This window comes from Pseudomonas sp. YuFO8, assembly GCF_035065025.1.
Lineage (GTDB): Bacteria > Pseudomonadota > Gammaproteobacteria > Pseudomonadales > Pseudomonadaceae > Aquipseudomonas > Aquipseudomonas putida_AE.
In genome coordinates, this window is the sequence record NZ_JAXDEQ010000008.1 from 107,136 (window position 1) to 123,966 (window position 16,831).

The window sequence follows — 16,831 nt, forward strand, 5'->3', positions numbered from 1 at the left end:
ACACAGATGTTCACGGCATACCTGTTGGATATCGGAAGCTTCCCGTAAAACTTGATAGCGAGTGCCTGCAAGAGTCTTTTCCGGTAGCATTCCCTTCAGTTTGACCCGCCTGGAATCCCCTCATGTCCGACCGCCTGACCCTGCTGCGTCCCGACGACTGGCATATTCATCTTCGCGATGGTGCCGTGTTGACCAATACCGTCGCGGATGTCGCGCGCACCTTTGGCCGCGCCATCATCATGCCCAACCTGGTACCACCAGTGCGCAATGCGGCTGAAGCCGACGGCTATCGCCAGCGGATTCTCGCTGCTCGCCCGGCCGGCAGCCCGTTTGAACCGCTGATGGTGCTATACCTCACCGACCGCACCCAGCCTGAAGAAATTCGCGAGGCCAAGGCCAGCGGTTTCGTTCACGCCGCCAAGCTGTATCCGGCCGGCGCGACCACCAACTCGGACTCGGGCGTCACCAGCATCGACAAGATCTTCCCGGCCCTGGAGGCCATGGCCGAAGTCGGGATGCCTTTGTTGATCCACGGTGAAGTCACCCGCGGCGATGTCGACGTGTTCGACCGCGAAAAAATCTTTATCGATGAGCACATGCGCCGTGTGGTCGAGCGTTTCCCGACCCTCAAGGTGGTGTTCGAACACATCACCACCGCTGACGCCGTGCAGTTCGTCAACTCGGCTTCGGCCAACGTTGGCGCGACCATCACCGCGCATCACTTGCTGTACAACCGCAACCACATGCTGGTGGGCGGGATTCGGCCGCACTTCTACTGCCTGCCGATCCTCAAGCGAAATACCCACCAGGAAGCCCTGCTCGACGCCGCCACCAGCGGCAGCGAAAAGTTCTTCCTCGGCACCGACTCGGCGCCCCACGCCCAGCACGCCAAGGAAGCCGCCTGTGGCTGCGCCGGTTGCTACACCGCTTATGCCGCGATCGAGATGTACGCCGAAGCCTTCGAACAGCGCAACGCGCTGGACAAGCTCGAAGCCTTCGCCAGCCTCAACGGCCCGCGTTTCTATGGCCTGCCGGCAAACACCGATCGCATCACCCTGGTCCGCGAAGAATGGACCGCCCCGACCAGCTTGCCGTTTGGCGAGCTGACCGTTATCCCGCTGCGCGCCGGTGAAAAACTGCGCTGGCGCCTGCTGGAGGAACACGCGTGAGTGAAGACCATTTCGACGACGAACAGGAAGGTCAAGGCGGTGGCGGCGGTTCCCGTCACCCAATGGCCGCCAGGTTCCGTGGCTACCTGCCGGTTGTCGTCGACGTAGAAACCGGTGGTTTCAACTCGGCCACCGACGCCTTGCTGGAAATCGCCGCGACCACCATCGCCATGGATGAAAAGGGTTTTGTGTACCCGGATCACACCTACTTCTTCCGGGTCGAGCCGTTTGAAGGTGCGAACATCGAAGCGGCCGCCCTGGAGTTCACCGGGATCAAGCTCGATCACCCGCTGCGCATGGCCGTGAGCGAAGAGTCGGCGCTGAACGATATCTTCCGCGGCGTGCGCAAGGCGCTGAAGGCCAACGGTTGCAAACGCGCGATCCTGGTTGGGCACAACAGCAGTTTCGACCTGGGCTTCCTCAATGCCGCGGTCGCACGCCTGGACATGAAACGCAATCCGTTCCATCCATTCTCCAGTTTCGATACCGCGACGCTCGCCGGCCTGGCCTATGGTCAAACCGTGCTGGCCAAGGCCTGCCAGGTTGCCGATATCGACTTCGACGGGCGCGAGGCGCACTCGGCCCGCTACGACACCGAGAAGACTGCCGAGCTGTTCTGCGGCATCGTCAATCGCTGGAAACAAATGGGCGGCTGGGAAGACTTCGGCGATTGATTCGTTTGTAGGAGCTGGCTTGTCGGGTCGCAGCGATGGCGGCATAACGGCTACCATCGCATCGCCAGCAAGCCGGCTCCTACAGGGTTCCAGACATTTTTCGCGCATAAAAAAACCGGCCCTGAGGCCGGTTTTTTTGTACCTGGTGCCTTACAACGCAGCAGCGTGCTCGGTCAGGTAAGCCGCAACGCCTTCTGGCGAAGCGTTCATGCCTTTGTCGCCTTTTTTCCAGTTGGCAGGGCAAACTTCGCCGTGCTCTTCGTGGAATTGCAGGGCGTCGACCAGACGCAGCAGCTCTTCCATGTTACGGCCCAGCGGCAGGTCGTTGATGATCTGCGAACGGACAACGCCTTTGTCGTCGATCAGGAACGCGCCACGGAAAGCAACGCCGTCAGCGGACTGAACGTCGTAGGCCTTCATGATTTCCTGCTTGATGTCGGCAGCCATGGTGTAACGCACTGCGCCGATACCACCATCGTTTACCGGGGTGTTGCGCCATGCGTTGTGGGTGAAGTGCGAGTCGATCGACACAGCGACCACTTCAACGTTGCGTGCCTTGAATTCGGACATGCGGTTGTCCAGAGCGATCAGCTCCGACGGGCAAACGAAGGTGAAGTCCAGTGGGTAGAAGAACACCAGGCCGTATTTGCCTTTGATGGCCGACGACAGGGTGAAGCTGTCCACGATTTCGCCATTGCCGAGTACGGCCGGTACGGTGAAGTCAGGGGCTTGTTTGCCTACGAGTACGCTCATTGGATATCTCCTGGTGTAGAAGCGTTAAGAACAAGGTTTGCGTCAGCCTGCCACCCTCAGGCGACAGCCCTGTGACACGAACCCGTTTCGAAAAGACCGGCCATCATACACTGCGTTTTTGACCTGTCCGTAACGGTTTCTCCCCTGGGCGTAAAAAAGGACGAAGGGTATTTCGGTTGACGGCGCGTCGCTGGTCAACCGTTCGTCAGGCCTGTCAAAAACCCTTCTCAAAGCACTTTGACAATCATTCTCGTTAACATTAAGATCCATCGCATTCGAGACATAAACAGCGACGGTTTTCACTTATGTATGTTTGCCTCTGCACTGGCGTCACCGACGGCCAAATCCGCGATGCGATCTATGAAGGATGCTGCAGCTACAAGGAAGTGCGCCAGGCCACCGGCGTTGCCAGTCAATGCGGCAAATGTGCCTGCCTGGCCAAGGAAGTGGTCCGCGAGACCCTGACCAAATTGCAAACGGCCCAGGCGGCGATCCCTTTTCCTGTTGAATTTACCGCCGCATAAATAACCGATTTCAAAGAACCGGACTCATGTCCGGTTTTTTTATGCCTGAAAATCAATTGCTTAGGCTCTAGACGCGGAACACAAACATTCTTATTCCGATTAATTTTCATTTATTATTCAATAACTTAGGTTTGACACTCTTAGTTGTGCGGCTCAAACTCTGCCTTATAGACAGCTAATACAGGGCAGGACCCCATCATGAAAGGCGACGTTACAGTCATCCAGCATCTCAACAAGATCCTTGCCAATGAGCTGGTCGCGATCAATCAATACTTCCTGCATGCACGCATGTACGAAGATTGGGGCCTGAACAAGCTCGGCAAGCACGAGTACCACGAATCCATCGACGAGATGAAGCACGCGGACAAGCTGATCAAGCGCATCCTGTTCCTTGAAGGCCTGCCGAACGTCCAGGACCTGGGCAAGCTGCAGATCGGCGAGCACACCGAGGAAATGATCCAGTGTGACCTGCGTATCGAGAAGACCGGCCATGCCGACCTGAAAGCGGCGATCGCGCATTGCGAAACAGTCGGCGACTTCGGTAGCCGTGACCTGCTTGAAGATATCCTCGAGTCCGAAGAAGAACATATCGACTGGCTGGAAACCCAACTGGGTCTTATCGACAAGATCGGTATCGAGAACTACCTGCAATCGCAGATGGGCGACGACGAGTAAGTTCTACTGCGCCAGTCTTGATGCAAAACAAAGCCCCGCGCTCTTTTAAAGAGACGGGGCTTTTTTGTTTCAGTTTGCAAGGGTCTGCACAGCCCTGGGGATTTTTCCTAAAGCCTGCCCCCGACAAGTCGATAACCTGACATCGAAAGCTGTGGCTGATCCACTGATCGCCTCACCACCTTTTTCCACAGAAGGTTTTTATGTCCTCCACCAAAGCCCGCGCAGATTCACTTTCGCTTCTGCTGTTTACCTTGCGCAGTGGCAAGCTGATGGCGATCAACCTGCTCAAAGTCAGTGAAATCATCCCTTGCCCGCCACTGACCAAACTCCCCGAAGCGCATCCCCACGTCAAAGGCATCGCCACCCTGCGCGGCACCTCGTTGTCGGTGATCGATCTCAGCCGTGCCATCGGTGAGCGCCCGCTGGCAGATCCTGACGGTGGGTGCCTGATCGTCACGGACGTCAGCCGCTCCAAACAAGGTTTGCATGTACAGGCGGTGAGCAAGATCGTGCACTGCCTGACCACCGACATCCGTCCGCCGCCCTTCGGCTCTGGCGGTTCGCGCTCGTACATCACCGGCGTCACCTCGGTGGACGGCACTCTGGTGCAGGTGCTGGACATCGAAAAGGTCATCCATGGCATCGCCCCGGTGCCCATCGACATGGCGCCGACCGAGCTCAGCATGGAAGATGCCGAGACCCTGGGCAGCGCGCGCATCCTGGTGGTCGATGACAGTCAGGTCGCGCTGCAGCAATCGGTGCACACCTTGCGCAACCTGGGCCTGCAATGCCACACGGCGCGCAGTGCCAAGGAAGCCATCGACTGCCTGCTGGACCTGCAAGGCACCGCCGAGCAGATCAACCTGATCGTCTCCGATATCGAAATGTCCGAAATGGACGGCTACGCCTTCACCCGCACCCTGCGTGAAACCCCGGATTTCGCGCACCTCTACGTGCTGCTGCATACGTCCCTGGACAGTGCGATGAACAGCGAAAAGGCGCGGCTTGCGGGCGCGAATGCGGTGCTGACCAAGTTCTCTTCGCCGGAGCTGACCAAGTGCCTGATCGACGCGGCCAAGGCTGTGGCCGAACAAGGTCATTGAGTCTTGGACGAGCAATTCTGCTTTCTCATGCGCCGCTGTCTCGCTGAAGCCGTGCCCGCCATCACCTGGCCCCCGGGAATCGTCCTGACCGGGTATCGTCCCGAACAGGCAGAAGAAGTTCATCGCTTGATGGAACTGGGTCACGCGCAAGGCGGCGGCCGCGTCCCGGGCCTGGACGTATGGCAACAGCGATTTGAAACCGATCCTGAATATGATCCGACACTGTGTTTCATCGCTCTGGATGCCCAGGGTATCGTGGGCGTCTGTCAGTGCTGGACCAGCGCCTACATCAAGAGTCTGGTGGTGCATCCACGGGCTCAAGGCCGCGGCTTGGGGCGAGCCTTGCTGCTCAATGCCTTCACCGAATTTCAACGGCGGCGCGAAGGCTACGTCGACCTGAAAGTGCTGGAAGGCAACCTTCGCGCACAGCGGTTGTATGAAAGCGCCGGGATGTATGTGGTGCGCCGGGAACCGGTTCCGGTCTGACCCGTCCCTCGCCGAGCCGCGCGTTCGCCCCCCAAGCCTTCAGGCATACTCACACCTTGGCCAACCCCGCCCAAGGATCCCTGAACCATGAAAGCTGTCACCCTGACCTTCGCCTGCCTCACTGCCCTCGCCACCCAGGCCCACGCCTCCAGCCCCGAGGCCTGGGCCGCTTTCGACAAGGCCGTGCTCGCCAGTTGCACCAAGGCCAGCGGTCTGGCGAACGCCAAACCCGTCGGCAACGCCGCACAATTCGATGATCGGGTCGGCTACACCGCCCTGCTGCTGCAAGGCCAGTACCCGCAAAAGCACATGAAAGGCCAGCAAGGTACCGAACTGTGCCTCTACAACAAGAAAAGCAAAACGGCTTACGTGACCGAGTGGGACTCCGTACGTGCAAACTGACACCGCTGTCAGTTAACAGTCACTTTCCTGACCGGGTCACGGGGCTATAACGTAGAAAGACAAAGCTGCGAACACTTCCATTTCCCGACCCGGCGCCCCTCTCGCATGCGAACCCAGAAAAAATCCGTTCTTCTAGCAGCCTTTCTGATCGTGCTGGTGGCGCTGGGCGCGTGGTACCTGATGAAACCGTCCACGGTTAAAGTCGCCGCACCGACCGCCATTCCGGTGCGCGTGATCAACGTGGTGGAAAAAGACGTGCCCCGCTACGTCACCGGCATCGGCTCGGTGCTGTCGCTGCACAGCGTGGTGGTCCGACCGCAGATCGACGGCATCCTCACCAGGATCCTGGTCAAGGAAGGCCAACTGGTGAGCAAAGGCGACCTGCTGGCCACCATCGACGACCGATCGATCCGCGCCAGCCTGGACCAGGCCAGGGCGCAACTGGGCGAAAGCCAGGCGCAACTGCAAGTGGCCCAGGTCAACCTCAAGCGCTATAAGCTGTTGAGCGTTGACGACGGTGTGTCCAAACAGACCTACGACCAGCAACAAGCGCTGGTCAACCAGCTCAAGGCCACCGCCCAGGGCAACCAGGCGTCGATTGACGCGGCCCAGGTGCAGTTGTCCTACACCCAGATTCGCTCCCCGGTCAGTGGCCGTGTCGGTATTCGCACAGTGGACGAAGGCAACTTCCTGCGCATGACGGACACCCTGGGACTGTTCACCGTGACCCAGATCGACCCGATCGCCGTGGAGTTCTCCCTGCCGCAGCAAATGCTGCCGACCCTGCAAGGCCTGATCAGCGACCCGGAACGGGCCAGGGTCAAGGCCTACATCGGTGCCGACACCGACGGCGAAACCGGCAACCTGCTGGGCGAAGTCCGCCTGACCCTGATCGACAACCAGATCAACGCCAACACCGGCACCATCCGCGCCAAGGCCGAATTCAGCAACGCCGGACAAAAACTCTGGCCCGGCCTGTTGGTGACGGTAAAGATTCAGACAGCGCTGGATAAGGATGCGCTGGTGGTACCTCCCACCGTCGTACAGCGTGGCCTCGATCAGCACTTCGTCTACCGGGTAAACGGCACCAAGGTTGAAACCGTGCCCGTGCAGATGGTTTACCAGGGCAGCGGCCAGAGCATCATCAAGGGGGTGAAGCCGGGTGACGTGCTGGTCAGCGACGGTCAATCGCGGCTCAAGCCCGGCGCCACGGTGCAAGTGCTGACAGAACCGCCGCAGGTCGTGCAATCGGAGGCGGCGCCATGAAAGGCCACGGCTCGATATCCGCTTGGTGCATCGACCACCCGGTGGCCACGATCCTGCTGACATTTGCCCTGGTGCTGCTGGGGGTCATCGCGTTTCCGCGCCTGCCTATCGCGCCGCTGCCGGAGGCGGAATTTCCGACAATCCAGGTGGCCGCCCAGTTGCCTGGTGCCAGCCCGGAAACCATGGCGTCATCGGTGGCCACGCCCCTTGAAGTGCAGTTCAGCGCCATTCCCGGCGTGACGCAAATGACCTCGAGCAGCGCCCTGGGCTCGACCAACCTGACCCTGCAATTCACCCTCGACAAAAGCATCGATACCGCGGCCCAGGAAGTTCAGGCCGCCATCAACACCGCGGCAGGCAAACTGCCCAAGGATATGCCGAACCTGCCGACCTGGCGCAAGGTCAACCCGGCCGACAGCCCGGTGCTGATCCTCAGCGTCAACTCGTCGCTGATGCCTGGCCCTGAACTCAGCGACCTGACGGAAACCCTGTTGTCCCGCCAACTCAGTCAGGTCGACGGTGTCGGCCAGGTGTCCATCACCGGGCAGCAGCGCCCGGCGATCCGGGTCCAGGTGTCCGCCGACAAACTCGCCGCCATCGGCCTGACCCTGGCAGACATTCGCCTGGCGATCCAGCAGACCAGCCTCAACCTGGCCAAAGGCGCGCTGTACGGCGAATCGAGCATCTCGACGCTTTCGACCAATGATCAACTGTTCCACCCCGACGAATACAGCCAGTTGATCGTTTCCTACAAGGACGGAGCACCGGTTCACCTCAAGGATGTGGCGAAAGTCGTCAACGGTTCGGAAGATGCCTACGTCCAGGCGTGGGCGGGCTCGCAACCGGGCGTCAACCTGGTGATCTTCCGCCAGCCGGGCGCCAACATCGTCGAGACCGTGGATCGTATTCAGGCCGCACTGCCGGCGTTGCAGGCGATGTTGCCGGCCTCGGTGCAGGTCAAGGTGCTGATCGACCGCACCCAGACCATCCGCGCTTCGCTGCATGAGGTGGAAATCACCTTGATGATCGCCGTGCTGCTGGTGGTGGCGGTGATGGCGCTGTTCCTGCGCCAACTGTCTGCCACCCTGATCGTGTCGGCAGTGCTCGGTGTGTCGCTGATTGCCAGCTTTGCGCTGATGTACGTCATGGGTTTCAGCCTGAACAACCTGACGCTGGTGGCGATCGTGGTGGCCGTGGGCTTTGTGGTCGACGATGCGATCGTGGTGGTGGAGAACATCCACCGCCATCTGGAGGCCGGTGACGGCATGCGCGAGGCGGCGATCAAGGGCGCCGGCGAGATCGGATTTACCGTGGTGTCGATCAGCTTCTCGCTGGTGGCGGCGTTCATTCCGTTACTGTTCATGGGGGGTGTGGTCGGACGCCTGTTCAAGGAGTTCGCCCTGACCGCCACCTCGACCATCATGATTTCGGTGGTGGTGTCCCTGACGTTGGCGCCCACCTTGGCAGCGCTGTTCATGCGCGCGCCCGTGCACCACGCCCACGACAAACCGGGCTTCGGCGAGCGCCTGCTGGCGTGGTACGAAAAAGGCCTGCGCCGTGCCCTCGCCCACCAGAAATTGATGATTGGCGTGTTCGGTTTGTCGCTGGTGTTGGCGGTCGCCGGATACATCTTTATTCCTAAAGGCTTCTTCCCGATCCAGGACACAGGCTTCGTTCTCGGTACCACCGAAGCAGCTGCGGATATTTCCTACGGCGACATGGTGAAAAAACACCTGGCGATGGCCGAAATCGTCGCCGCTGATCCTGCGGTTCAAGCGTTCTCTCACTCGGTGGGCGTCTCGGGCAGCAACCAGACCATCGCCAACGGCCGTTTCTGGATCGCCCTGAAAAAACGCGGCGACCGCGATGTGTCAGCCAGCGAGTTCATCGACCGGATTCGCCCGCAATTGATGAAAGTACCGGGCATCGTCCTGTACCTGCGCGCCGGGCAAGACATCAACCTCAGCTCCGGCCCGAGCCGGGCCCAGTACCAGTACGTGCTCAAGAGCAACGACGGTGCTGTCCTGAGCACCTGGACCCAGCGCCTGACTGAAAAACTGCGCGGCAACCCGGCCTTCCGCGACATTTCCAACGACCTGCAACTGGGCGGCAGCATCACCCATATCACCATCGACCGCAGTGCCGCGGCACGCTTTGGCCTGACGGCCAGCGATGTGGATGAAGCGCTGTACGACGCCTTCGGCCAGCGCCAGATCAACGAGTTCCAGACCCAGATCAACCAGTACAACGTGATCCTGGAACTGGACACCCGGCAACGGGGCAAGGCCGAGAGCCTCAACTACTTCTACCTGCGCTCGCCCCTGAGTGGAGAAATGGTGCCGCTGTCGGCCCTGGCGAAATTCGACGCGCCAACGGTGGGGCCGCTGTCCATCGCCCATGACGGCATGTTCCCGGCTGCCAACCTGTCGTTCAACCTGGCACCCGGTGTGGCGTTGGGCGATGCGGTGATCATGCTCAATCAGGCCAAGGTAGACATCGGCATGCCTACCGCCATCAGCGGTAATTTCCAGGGCGCGGCCCAGGCGTTCCAGAGTTCGCTGGCCAGCCAGCCATGGTTGATTCTGGCGGCGCTGGTGGCGGTTTACATCATTCTCGGCGTGCTCTACGAGAGCTTCGTGCATCCACTGACCATCATCTCGACACTGCCCTCGGCCGGGCTGGGCGCGGTGATCATGCTGTGGATCTGCGGCCAGGACTTTTCGATCATGGCGCTGATCGGGCTGGTGCTGTTGATCGGCATCGTCAAGAAAAACGGCATCCTGATGATCGACTTCGCCCTCGAAGCGCAGCGCAACGGTGGTTTGTCGCCGGAAGAGGCGATCTTCAAGGCCTGTATCACGCGGTTCCGGCCGATCATCATGACCACCCTCGCCGCCCTGCTCGGCGCCCTGCCGCTGATGCTCGGCTACGGCACCGGCGCGGAACTGCGCCAGCCCCTGGGGATCGCCGTGGTCGGCGGCTTGCTGGTGAGCCAGGCACTGACGCTGTTCACCACCCCGGTCATATACTTGTGGCTGGAGCGTTTATTTCATAGGCAAACTCTCCCACCAGCAGCTTCGCCGGTACCGGCGTTGGCGACCACAGACTGAGGCGGGGTCATGCGCGTCCTGATTATCGAAGACGAAGAAAAAACCGCGGATTATCTGCACCGCGGCCTGACGGAACAGGGATACACCGTGGACCTGGCCCGCGATGGCGTGGAAGGCCTGCACCTCGCGCTGGAAAGCGACTACGCGGTGATCGTCCTCGACGTCATGCTGCCGGGCCTGGACGGCTTCGGCGTGTTGCGCGCCTTGCGTGCGCGCAAGCAAACCCCGGTGATCATGCTCACCGCCCGCGAACGGGTCGAAGACCGCATCAAGGGCCTGCGCGACGGTGCCGACGATTACCTGGGTAAACCGTTTTCCTTCCTCGAACTGGTGGCCCGCCTGCAGGCGCTGACCCGACGCAGCGGTGGCCACGAACCGGTGCAAGTGAGTATCGCCGACCTGTGGATAGATCTGATCAGCCGCAAGGCCACCCGCGCCGGTACGCGCCTGGATCTGACCGCCAAGGAGTTCTCGCTGCTCAGCGTGCTGGCCCGTCGACAGGGTGAAATCCTCTCGAAAACCGCCATCGCCGAAATGGTCTGGGACATCAATTTCGACAGCGACGCCAACGTCGTCGAGGTCGCGATCAAACGCCTGCGGGCCAAGCTCGACGGGCCGTTCGAAGAGAAACTGCTGCACACGATTCGTGGCATGGGTTATGTGCTGGAGAGCCGTGGTGTCCAGTAATTCGATTGCTCTGCGCCTGAGCGGGATGTTCACCCTGGTGGCGCTGCTGGTGTTCCTGTTGATCGGTTGGGCGTTGTACCAACAGGTCGACAAAGGCCTTGGCCTGCTGCCCGAAGCGGAACTCGATGCGCGCTACAGCGTGCTCGAATCCACCGTCGGCCGCTATGGCACGCCCGAGCATTGGGTGAAGATCAATAACAAGCTCAAGCTGCTCGGCGAAGAAGACAAGCGCATCAGTTTCTGGATCGTCAGCGGCGATCCGAACTACGAATACGGCAATCCTACACCGAGCATCCGTGCCTTTGCCGCAGGGCCGCTGGGCATGCGCGACATGCAACTGGCGGATCGCCCCTACCCGTTGAAAGTGCTGGTCAGCCAATTCCCGGCCAAGGACCAGCGCCCTCCCCTGCGCTTCATGATCGGCATCGATACCGAGACGTTTTTCCATACCCAGCACCAGTTGCTGATCGCCCTGGTCAGCCTGGCGGTCATCGGCGTGCTGATGGCCTCGGCGCTAGGTTACTGGGTGGCGCGGATCGGGCTCAAGCCGTTGATCAAACTGTCCCAGGAAGCCCAACGCCTGGCCCCGCCGTTGCGTTCAGGGCGCTTGCGCCTGTCATCGCTGCCTCCGGAACTGAATCAGTTCGTCGACTCGTTCAACTCGACGCTGGAGCGGGTCGAACAGGCCTACTCGCGACTGGAATCGTTCAACGCCGATGTCGCCCATGAACTGCGCTCGCCGCTGACCAACCTGATCGGCCAGACCCAAGTCGCCCTGACGCGCGGGCGCTCGGCAGAGCATTATTTCGAGGTGCTGCAATCGAACCTTGAAGAGCTCGAGCGACTGCGCTCGATCATCAACGACATGCTGTTCCTGGCCAGCGCCGACCAGGGCAGCAAGGCCACCAAACTGACGTCCACCTCGCTGGCGGAGGAAGTGGCCACAACTCTGGAATACCTGGATTTCATTCTCGAGGATGCCCAGGTACGGGTTCAGGTCAGCGGCGATGCCCTGGTGCGAATCGAGATCGCCCACCTGCGCCGGGCCTTGATCAACCTGCTCAACAACGCCGTGCAGCACACCAGCCCCGGACAAATCATCGAGGTACGGATCGAAGCCGGCGAGCACCAGGTCAGCATCGGCGTGGCGAACCCGGGCGTACCCATTTCCAGCGAGCACCTGCCGCGCCTGTTCGAGCGCTTCTACCGGGTCGATGCCTCACGCGCCAACAGCGGCAACAACCACGGGTTGGGGCTGGCCATCGTCAAGGCGATTGCCCTGATGCATGGCGGGGATGTGTTCGTGCGCAGTGACCATGGGATGAATACCTTTGGTATGCATTTGCCGGTCTGACGGCCGCAATGGATTGTGGCATGACAGAGGATTTGCGGGGTGTGTTGGATTTGTGCTGTCACACCGATCTGTAGGAGCCGGCTTGCTGGCGATGGCGTCGGTGGGATCGCCATCGCCAGCAAGCCGGCTCCTACAGTGAATCGGGTACAGCCACGAGCGATCTTTGCTCTTTGCGTAACAGTCCTTTCATGAATCCGCTCTTTTTCCTTTCTCCCAAGCCCCTTATCTTTGCCCGCACCAAACAGCACTTGCCAAGCAAGAAGGTTTAAAAGATGTCCAACAGTATGGGTATTGCCAGCGCTTTCGTTCTGTCTTCTCTGTTCCTGTCTCCGTTCGCCATGGCCGAAGAGTCGCAGGCCTTCGTCGCGCAAAATGCCGCCCGAGCCGCCGCTTACGAAGAGCACCAGATCGAGATGACCGCCAAAGCCCAGGAGGCCACCCAAGCCCCACAAGCGTCGAGCATTCAGGTCAAGCAGGCTGAAAAAGACAGCTGATTTGCGCGCATCGCTCCAGTTTCCCTCGACACTTTCCATCGGCTCTTCCCAATGAAAAGTTGTCTTCAAAGCCGCTGCCATCAGCGGCTTTTTTTCGTTGTGGTTTTACAACCCGCTGCGTCCTCCCCGCTCCAAAAAAAACCGCTGCAACTGCAAGAACACTGATGTTCCCCCGCTGACCCAGGAGCTTTACCCCCCGTGCGTTTCCCACTCAGTTCCCCTGCGCTGTTCGTTGCAGTCGCTGCAACGATGGCCACAAATACTCACGCTGCCGATGCTGCCCAAGGTTTCACCGAAGACGCCAGCCTCACACTCAACGCACGCAACTACTACATGAACCGCAACCGCCTGCAGCAGGCAGACGACAACATTGAATGGGGCCAGGGTTTTCTGGGCATCTTCGAGTCTGGCTTCACCGAAGGCACGGTCGGGTTCGGCATCGATGCCCATGCCATGCTCGGGCTCAAGCTCGACGGTGGCGGCGGCACGGACAATTCGAGCATCCTGCCGGTCGGCGATGGCAACGGCAAAGCACCGCGCTCGTTTTCCACCGCAGGCGGCACCTTGAAAATGCGCGCCTTCGATACCGAATTGAAGGCCGGCGACCTGTTCCTCACCAACCCGGTGATTGCCGGCGGTGAAACCCGCATGCTGCCCCAGACCTTTCGCGGCGTCAGCCTGAGCAACCACAGCCTTGATGGCTGGTTGATCGAAGGGGGTCAGGCGAGCTTCACCAAACCCTATAACCAAAGCGGCCACATCCGCATCGGCACTTCCTATGGCAGCCTGCCGGAGGGTGACGAGAGCCAGCATCTCAATTGGGCCGGCGTGGCCTGGAGCGGTTTGCCAGGCCTGACCAGCAGCCTGTATGCCGCCGAGCTCAAGGACATCTGGAACCAGTACTACTACGACCTCGATTACACCTATGCGCTCAACGAGGTTGTCAGCCTCAACCCGGGCCTGCACTTCTATCACACGCAAGACACCGGCGATGCGCTGCTCGGCCGCATCGACAACAACACCTACAGCCTGCATTTCACTGTGGGCGTCGGCAATCACAGCGTCACTGCCGCTTACCAGCGGGTCAACGGCAATACGCCGTTCGACTACATCAGCCAGGGCGACAGCGTCTTCCTCGACAACTCCCAGCAATACTCGGACTTCAACGGCCCGAACGAACGCTCATGGAAACTCAAGTACGCCTATGACTTTGTCGGACTCGGCCTGCCGGGTCTGACTTCGGCGCTGTCCTGGTCCCGAGGCGAACTGGACCTGACCAAGGTCGATCCCGACAGCCCCGGGTATAGCGCGTGGTACAGCGCCGACGGCAAGAATGCCCGGCACTGGGAGCGCGACGTCGAACTCAAGTATGTGGTCCAGGCCGGCCAGGCCAGGAACCTGGCACTGCGTCTGCAATGGGCAACCAACCGCGGCGGCAACGGCTATGGGGCACTGGACCAGGACACCGACGAGTACCGGGTGATTTTCGACTACCCGCTCAATGTCTTCTAAGCTTCTATAAACAAAAAGGCCGGCAGGTTTTGCTGGCCTTTTTTTTATCCGGGTGTCCGGGACGCTGCCCGATTCTTGTCAAAGAATGTCCCCGACGTCTAGACAGCAGAAGCCAGAACCATGAGCGAGCGCGCGACAACTCACCCAACAACCCGATCCAGGCAATCCGAGCGGCTGGTGATGCTCGGCAGCGTGTTGCTGGTGCTTGCCATCCTCAGCATTGTCGCGTTTCTGCTGGTGCGTGAACGCGCCAATGCCGAACTGTCAGCCAGCCGCTCCGCCTCCAACATCGTGCAATTGATCGAAGCCGACGTCCTGCGCAACGTCGAGCTCTACGACGTGTCCCTACTCGGCTTGATCGCAGCCTCACGACGTGAAGACCTCATGCAGGTCTCCCCGCAGATCCGTCATCTGGCTTTGTTCGATCGCGCCACTGCGGCCCCCTACAAGGGTGACATTCTGTTGCTCGATCGGGAGGGTAACGTGCTCGCCGACTCGGCTTCACGAGAACCCAGGGCAGGCAACTTTGCCGACCGCGAGTACTTTCAGACCCACGTGAACAACAGCGACCCGGGCATGTTCATCAGCCGGCCTTTTCGCTCCCGGATGGCCAACAACGAATGGCGCATCAGCTTCAGTCGCCGGATCAGCGGCGCACAAGGCGAGTTCCTTGGCGTCGCCGAGGCGGCCATGCGCCTGAGCTACTTCGAACAGCTGTTCAACAGCCTGAACATCGGTCCCGACAGCTCGATCAGCCTGATCAACAAGGATGGAATCCTGTTGGCCCAGGTCCCTCGCCTGGGCGAAGACCTGACCGGCACCGACTTCAGTACCCGTCCCAACTTCCAGCGCATCGTCAAGGAAGGCAACGGCAGCTTCAGCAGTGTCTCCAGTCGTTATCAAGACCAGCGGCTCTACACTTTTTCCCAGGTGGGCAATCTGCCGCTGATTGTCATCGTGGCGCTGTCGGGCGCAGAAGTGTTCGATTCGTGGCAACGCACGGCGTTGGTGGTCAGCCTGGCGACCATTGCCCTGTGTGCGTGCCTGCTGTGGCTGACCTGGCTGCTCTGCCGCGAACTGCGCCTGCGCCACCATGCCGAACTGGAACTGGCGCAACTGGCCGCCACCGACGCGCTGACCGGCCTGGCCAACCGCCGGACGCTGGACCAGACGTTGCGCCATGAATGGTTTCGCGCCCAACGTTCCGGCAAGCCATTGTCGTTACTGATGATCGACGCCGATCACTTCAAGGCCTTCAACGACCGCCATGGCCATCAAGCCGGTGACGAGGCCTTGCGCACAGTGGCCCAGGTGTTGCGCAGCCACGTGCGGCGGCCGACCGACCTGGTCGCGCGCTACGGTGGCGAGGAGTTTTCGGTGGTCCTGGCGGAAACCGACATGGCGGGCGCGCAACTGATCGCCGAGCACATTCGAGAGGCCGTCGAACAGCTTCCATTGATCGACGGCGCCGACTCGCCGATGACCGTGAGCATTGGCATCAGCACCTGGAACGCCTGCAGCGACATCAACCTGGAGGTGCTGATGTTTGCCGCGGACAAGGCGCTGTACCAGGCCAAGGAGACGGGACGCAATCGGGTGGTGGCGTTGTAGCGAGCGGCGAGCAAAATCGACAGACATAAAAAAAGGCCGCCCGAAGGCAGCCCTTAAAAAACTAGAGAGGTTTTTTACTTACACGGCCGCAACAGGGCGCATGTAAGAGATCGGTGCGGTGCTGGCATCTTCGAACGTCACGACTTCCCAGGCATCTGTCTGCTCAATCAACTTGCGCAGCAGCTGGTTGTTCAGTGCGTGGCCGGACTTGAAGCCCTTGAACTCGCCAATCAGGCTATTGCCCAGCAGGTAGAGGTCACCAATTGCATCGAGGATCTTGTGCTTCACGAACTCGTCTTCATAGCGAAGGCCGTCTTCGTTCAGTACACCATCAGCGTCGACCACAATGGCGTTTTCAACGCTGCCGCCGAGTGCGAGGTTGTGCTTGCGCAGGTACTCGATGTCACTCATGAAACCAAAGGTACGGGCGCGGCTGACTTCTTTTACGAACGAAGTGCTGGAAAAATCCACGCTTGCACTTTGTGTGCGGTCACGGAAAACCGGGTGATCGAAATCGATCTCGAAGCTCACCTTGAAACCTTCGAAAGGGACGAAAGTGGCGCGCTTGTCGCCGTCTTCCACAGTCACTTCGCGCAGGATGCGGATAAACTTCTTCGCGGCGTCCTGTTCTTCCAGGCCAGCCGACTGAATCAGGAATACGAAAGGTCCAGCGCTACCATCCATGATTGGCACTTCGGACGCGGAGAGCTCGACGTAGGCGTTATCGATGCCCAGGCCAGCCATGGCCGAGAGCAAGTGCTCCACCGTGTCCACTTTGACGTCACCGTTGACCAGCGTGGTCGACATGGTGGTTTCGCCAACGTTTTCCGCGCGTGCAGGGATCTGCACCACAGGATCGAGGTCGGCACGACAAAACACAATGCCGGTGTCGATCGGCGCAGGCTTGAGGGTCAGGTATACCTTCTCCCCGGAGTGCAGACCTACACCTGTGGCACGGATAATATTTTTCAGTGTGCGTTGTTTAATCATGGCTTGGGCCGCTTCAGCGCA

Annotated in this window: 16 protein-coding genes; 14 read left to right on the forward strand and 2 right to left on the reverse strand. The window is 60.2% G+C overall.

What is annotated here, in order from left to right; translation table 11 throughout:
- Positions 1-122 precede the first annotated feature (122 nt).
- Both pyrC and rnt read left to right on the forward strand, forming a co-directional pair.
- Complete coding sequence (pyrC, locus tag SOP95_RS09695) at positions 123-1,169, forward strand: dihydroorotase (protein ID WP_020799892.1); 1,047 nt, start codon at positions 123-125, stop codon at positions 1,167-1,169.
- Positions 1,166-1,843: a ribonuclease T gene (gene rnt, locus SOP95_RS09700; protein WP_323606938.1), complete on the forward strand. Its 678-nt coding sequence runs from the start codon at positions 1,166-1,168 to the stop codon at positions 1,841-1,843. The genes pyrC and rnt overlap by 4 nt, the downstream gene beginning before the upstream one ends.
- A 150-nt stretch (positions 1,844-1,993) precedes the next feature.
- Here the strand turns inward: rnt and SOP95_RS09705 are convergent, their stop codons facing one another.
- Positions 1,994-2,596, reverse strand: coding sequence for a peroxiredoxin (locus SOP95_RS09705; RefSeq protein WP_008057532.1), 603 nt, complete (start codon positions 2,594-2,596; stop codon positions 1,994-1,996).
- A gap of 305 nt (positions 2,597-2,901) precedes the next feature.
- Between SOP95_RS09705 and SOP95_RS09710 the strand changes: the two genes are divergently transcribed.
- From SOP95_RS09710 to SOP95_RS09765, 12 genes are all read left to right on the forward strand, one after another.
- Positions 2,902-3,120, forward strand: a complete 219-nt coding sequence (locus tag SOP95_RS09710; RefSeq protein ID WP_008057530.1) for a bacterioferritin-associated ferredoxin — start codon at positions 2,902-2,904, stop codon at positions 3,118-3,120.
- A gap of 198 nt (positions 3,121-3,318) precedes the next feature.
- Positions 3,319-3,795 carry a bacterioferritin gene (bfr, locus tag SOP95_RS09715; RefSeq protein ID WP_274074221.1) on the forward strand — a complete coding sequence of 159 codons (477 nt, stop codon included), beginning with the start codon at positions 3,319-3,321 and terminating at the stop codon, positions 3,793-3,795.
- A gap of 200 nt (positions 3,796-3,995) precedes the next feature.
- Positions 3,996-4,898, forward strand: coding sequence for a chemotaxis protein CheV (locus tag SOP95_RS09720; RefSeq protein WP_274074220.1), 903 nt, complete (start codon positions 3,996-3,998; stop codon positions 4,896-4,898).
- A 27-nt stretch (positions 4,899-4,925) separates the two neighbouring features.
- A complete protein-coding gene (locus tag SOP95_RS09725; RefSeq protein WP_323607007.1) occupies positions 4,926-5,384 on the forward strand; it encodes a GNAT family N-acetyltransferase in 459 nt (152 codons plus the stop codon).
- An 87-nt stretch (positions 5,385-5,471) separates the two neighbouring features.
- On the forward strand, positions 5,472-5,786 hold the full coding sequence (locus SOP95_RS09730) for a hypothetical protein (protein ID WP_323606939.1): 315 nt from the start codon (positions 5,472-5,474) through the stop codon (positions 5,784-5,786).
- A gap of 105 nt (positions 5,787-5,891) precedes the next feature.
- On the forward strand, positions 5,892-7,052 hold the full coding sequence (locus SOP95_RS09735; RefSeq protein ID WP_323606940.1) for an efflux RND transporter periplasmic adaptor subunit: 1,161 nt from the start codon (positions 5,892-5,894) through the stop codon (positions 7,050-7,052).
- Positions 7,049-10,162 (forward strand): multidrug efflux RND transporter permease subunit, encoded by a 3,114-nt coding sequence (locus SOP95_RS09740; protein ID WP_274074216.1) that lies wholly within the window; start codon positions 7,049-7,051, stop codon positions 10,160-10,162. The genes SOP95_RS09735 and SOP95_RS09740 overlap by 4 nt, the downstream gene beginning before the upstream one ends.
- A 9-nt stretch (positions 10,163-10,171) precedes the next feature.
- Positions 10,172-10,849 carry a heavy metal response regulator transcription factor gene (locus SOP95_RS09745; RefSeq protein ID WP_033056445.1) on the forward strand — a complete coding sequence of 226 codons (678 nt, stop codon included), beginning with the start codon at positions 10,172-10,174 and terminating at the stop codon, positions 10,847-10,849.
- Positions 10,839-12,203: a heavy metal sensor histidine kinase gene (locus SOP95_RS09750; protein WP_323606941.1), complete on the forward strand. Its 1,365-nt coding sequence runs from the start codon at positions 10,839-10,841 to the stop codon at positions 12,201-12,203. The genes SOP95_RS09745 and SOP95_RS09750 overlap by 11 nt, the downstream gene beginning before the upstream one ends.
- A 272-nt stretch (positions 12,204-12,475) precedes the next feature.
- Positions 12,476-12,697: a hypothetical protein gene (locus tag SOP95_RS09755; RefSeq protein ID WP_274074214.1), complete on the forward strand. Its 222-nt coding sequence runs from the start codon at positions 12,476-12,478 to the stop codon at positions 12,695-12,697.
- Between the two features lie 249 nt (positions 12,698-12,946).
- Positions 12,947-14,209, forward strand: coding sequence for an OprD family porin (locus tag SOP95_RS09760; protein WP_414920979.1), 1,263 nt, complete (start codon positions 12,947-12,949; stop codon positions 14,207-14,209).
- 120 nt (positions 14,210-14,329) lie between these two features.
- Positions 14,330-15,820 (forward strand): GGDEF domain-containing protein, encoded by a 1,491-nt coding sequence (locus SOP95_RS09765; RefSeq protein WP_274074212.1) that lies wholly within the window; start codon positions 14,330-14,332, stop codon positions 15,818-15,820.
- 78 nt (positions 15,821-15,898) lie between these two features.
- Here the strand turns inward: SOP95_RS09765 and lpxC are convergent, their stop codons facing one another.
- Positions 15,899-16,810 (reverse strand): UDP-3-O-acyl-N-acetylglucosamine deacetylase, encoded by a 912-nt coding sequence (lpxC, locus tag SOP95_RS09770; protein ID WP_008060300.1) that lies wholly within the window; start codon positions 16,808-16,810, stop codon positions 15,899-15,901.
- Between the last annotated feature and the right edge of the window lie 21 nt (positions 16,811-16,831).

Excerpts from the sequence above, each read along its gene's own strand:
- SOP95_RS09760 (WP_414920979.1), top strand. The coding sequence starts at position 12,947 with ATGGCCACAAATACTCACGCTGCCGATGCTGCCCAAGGTTTCACCGAA.
- lpxC (WP_008060300.1), bottom strand. The coding sequence starts at position 16,810 with ATGATTAAACAACGCACACTGAAAAATATTATCCGTGCCACAGGTGTA.
- SOP95_RS09725 (WP_323607007.1), top strand. The coding sequence starts at position 4,926 with ATGCGCCGCTGTCTCGCTGAAGCCGTGCCCGCCATCACCTGGCCCCCG.
- SOP95_RS09740 (WP_274074216.1), top strand. The coding sequence starts at position 7,049 with ATGAAAGGCCACGGCTCGATATCCGCTTGGTGCATCGACCACCCGGTG.
- SOP95_RS09765 (WP_274074212.1), top strand. The coding sequence starts at position 14,330 with ATGAGCGAGCGCGCGACAACTCACCCAACAACCCGATCCAGGCAATCC.
- bfr (WP_274074221.1), top strand. The coding sequence starts at position 3,319 with ATGAAAGGCGACGTTACAGTCATCCAGCATCTCAACAAGATCCTTGCC.
- SOP95_RS09730 (WP_323606939.1), top strand. The coding sequence starts at position 5,472 with ATGAAAGCTGTCACCCTGACCTTCGCCTGCCTCACTGCCCTCGCCACC.
- SOP95_RS09735 (WP_323606940.1), top strand. The coding sequence starts at position 5,892 with ATGCGAACCCAGAAAAAATCCGTTCTTCTAGCAGCCTTTCTGATCGTG.
- SOP95_RS09720 (WP_274074220.1), top strand. The coding sequence starts at position 3,996 with ATGTCCTCCACCAAAGCCCGCGCAGATTCACTTTCGCTTCTGCTGTTT.
- SOP95_RS09745 (WP_033056445.1), top strand. The coding sequence starts at position 10,172 with ATGCGCGTCCTGATTATCGAAGACGAAGAAAAAACCGCGGATTATCTG.
- SOP95_RS09710 (WP_008057530.1), top strand. The coding sequence starts at position 2,902 with ATGTATGTTTGCCTCTGCACTGGCGTCACCGACGGCCAAATCCGCGAT.
- SOP95_RS09705 (WP_008057532.1), bottom strand. The coding sequence starts at position 2,596 with ATGAGCGTACTCGTAGGCAAACAAGCCCCTGACTTCACCGTACCGGCC.
- pyrC (WP_020799892.1), top strand. The coding sequence starts at position 123 with ATGTCCGACCGCCTGACCCTGCTGCGTCCCGACGACTGGCATATTCAT.
- SOP95_RS09755 (WP_274074214.1), top strand. The coding sequence starts at position 12,476 with ATGTCCAACAGTATGGGTATTGCCAGCGCTTTCGTTCTGTCTTCTCTG.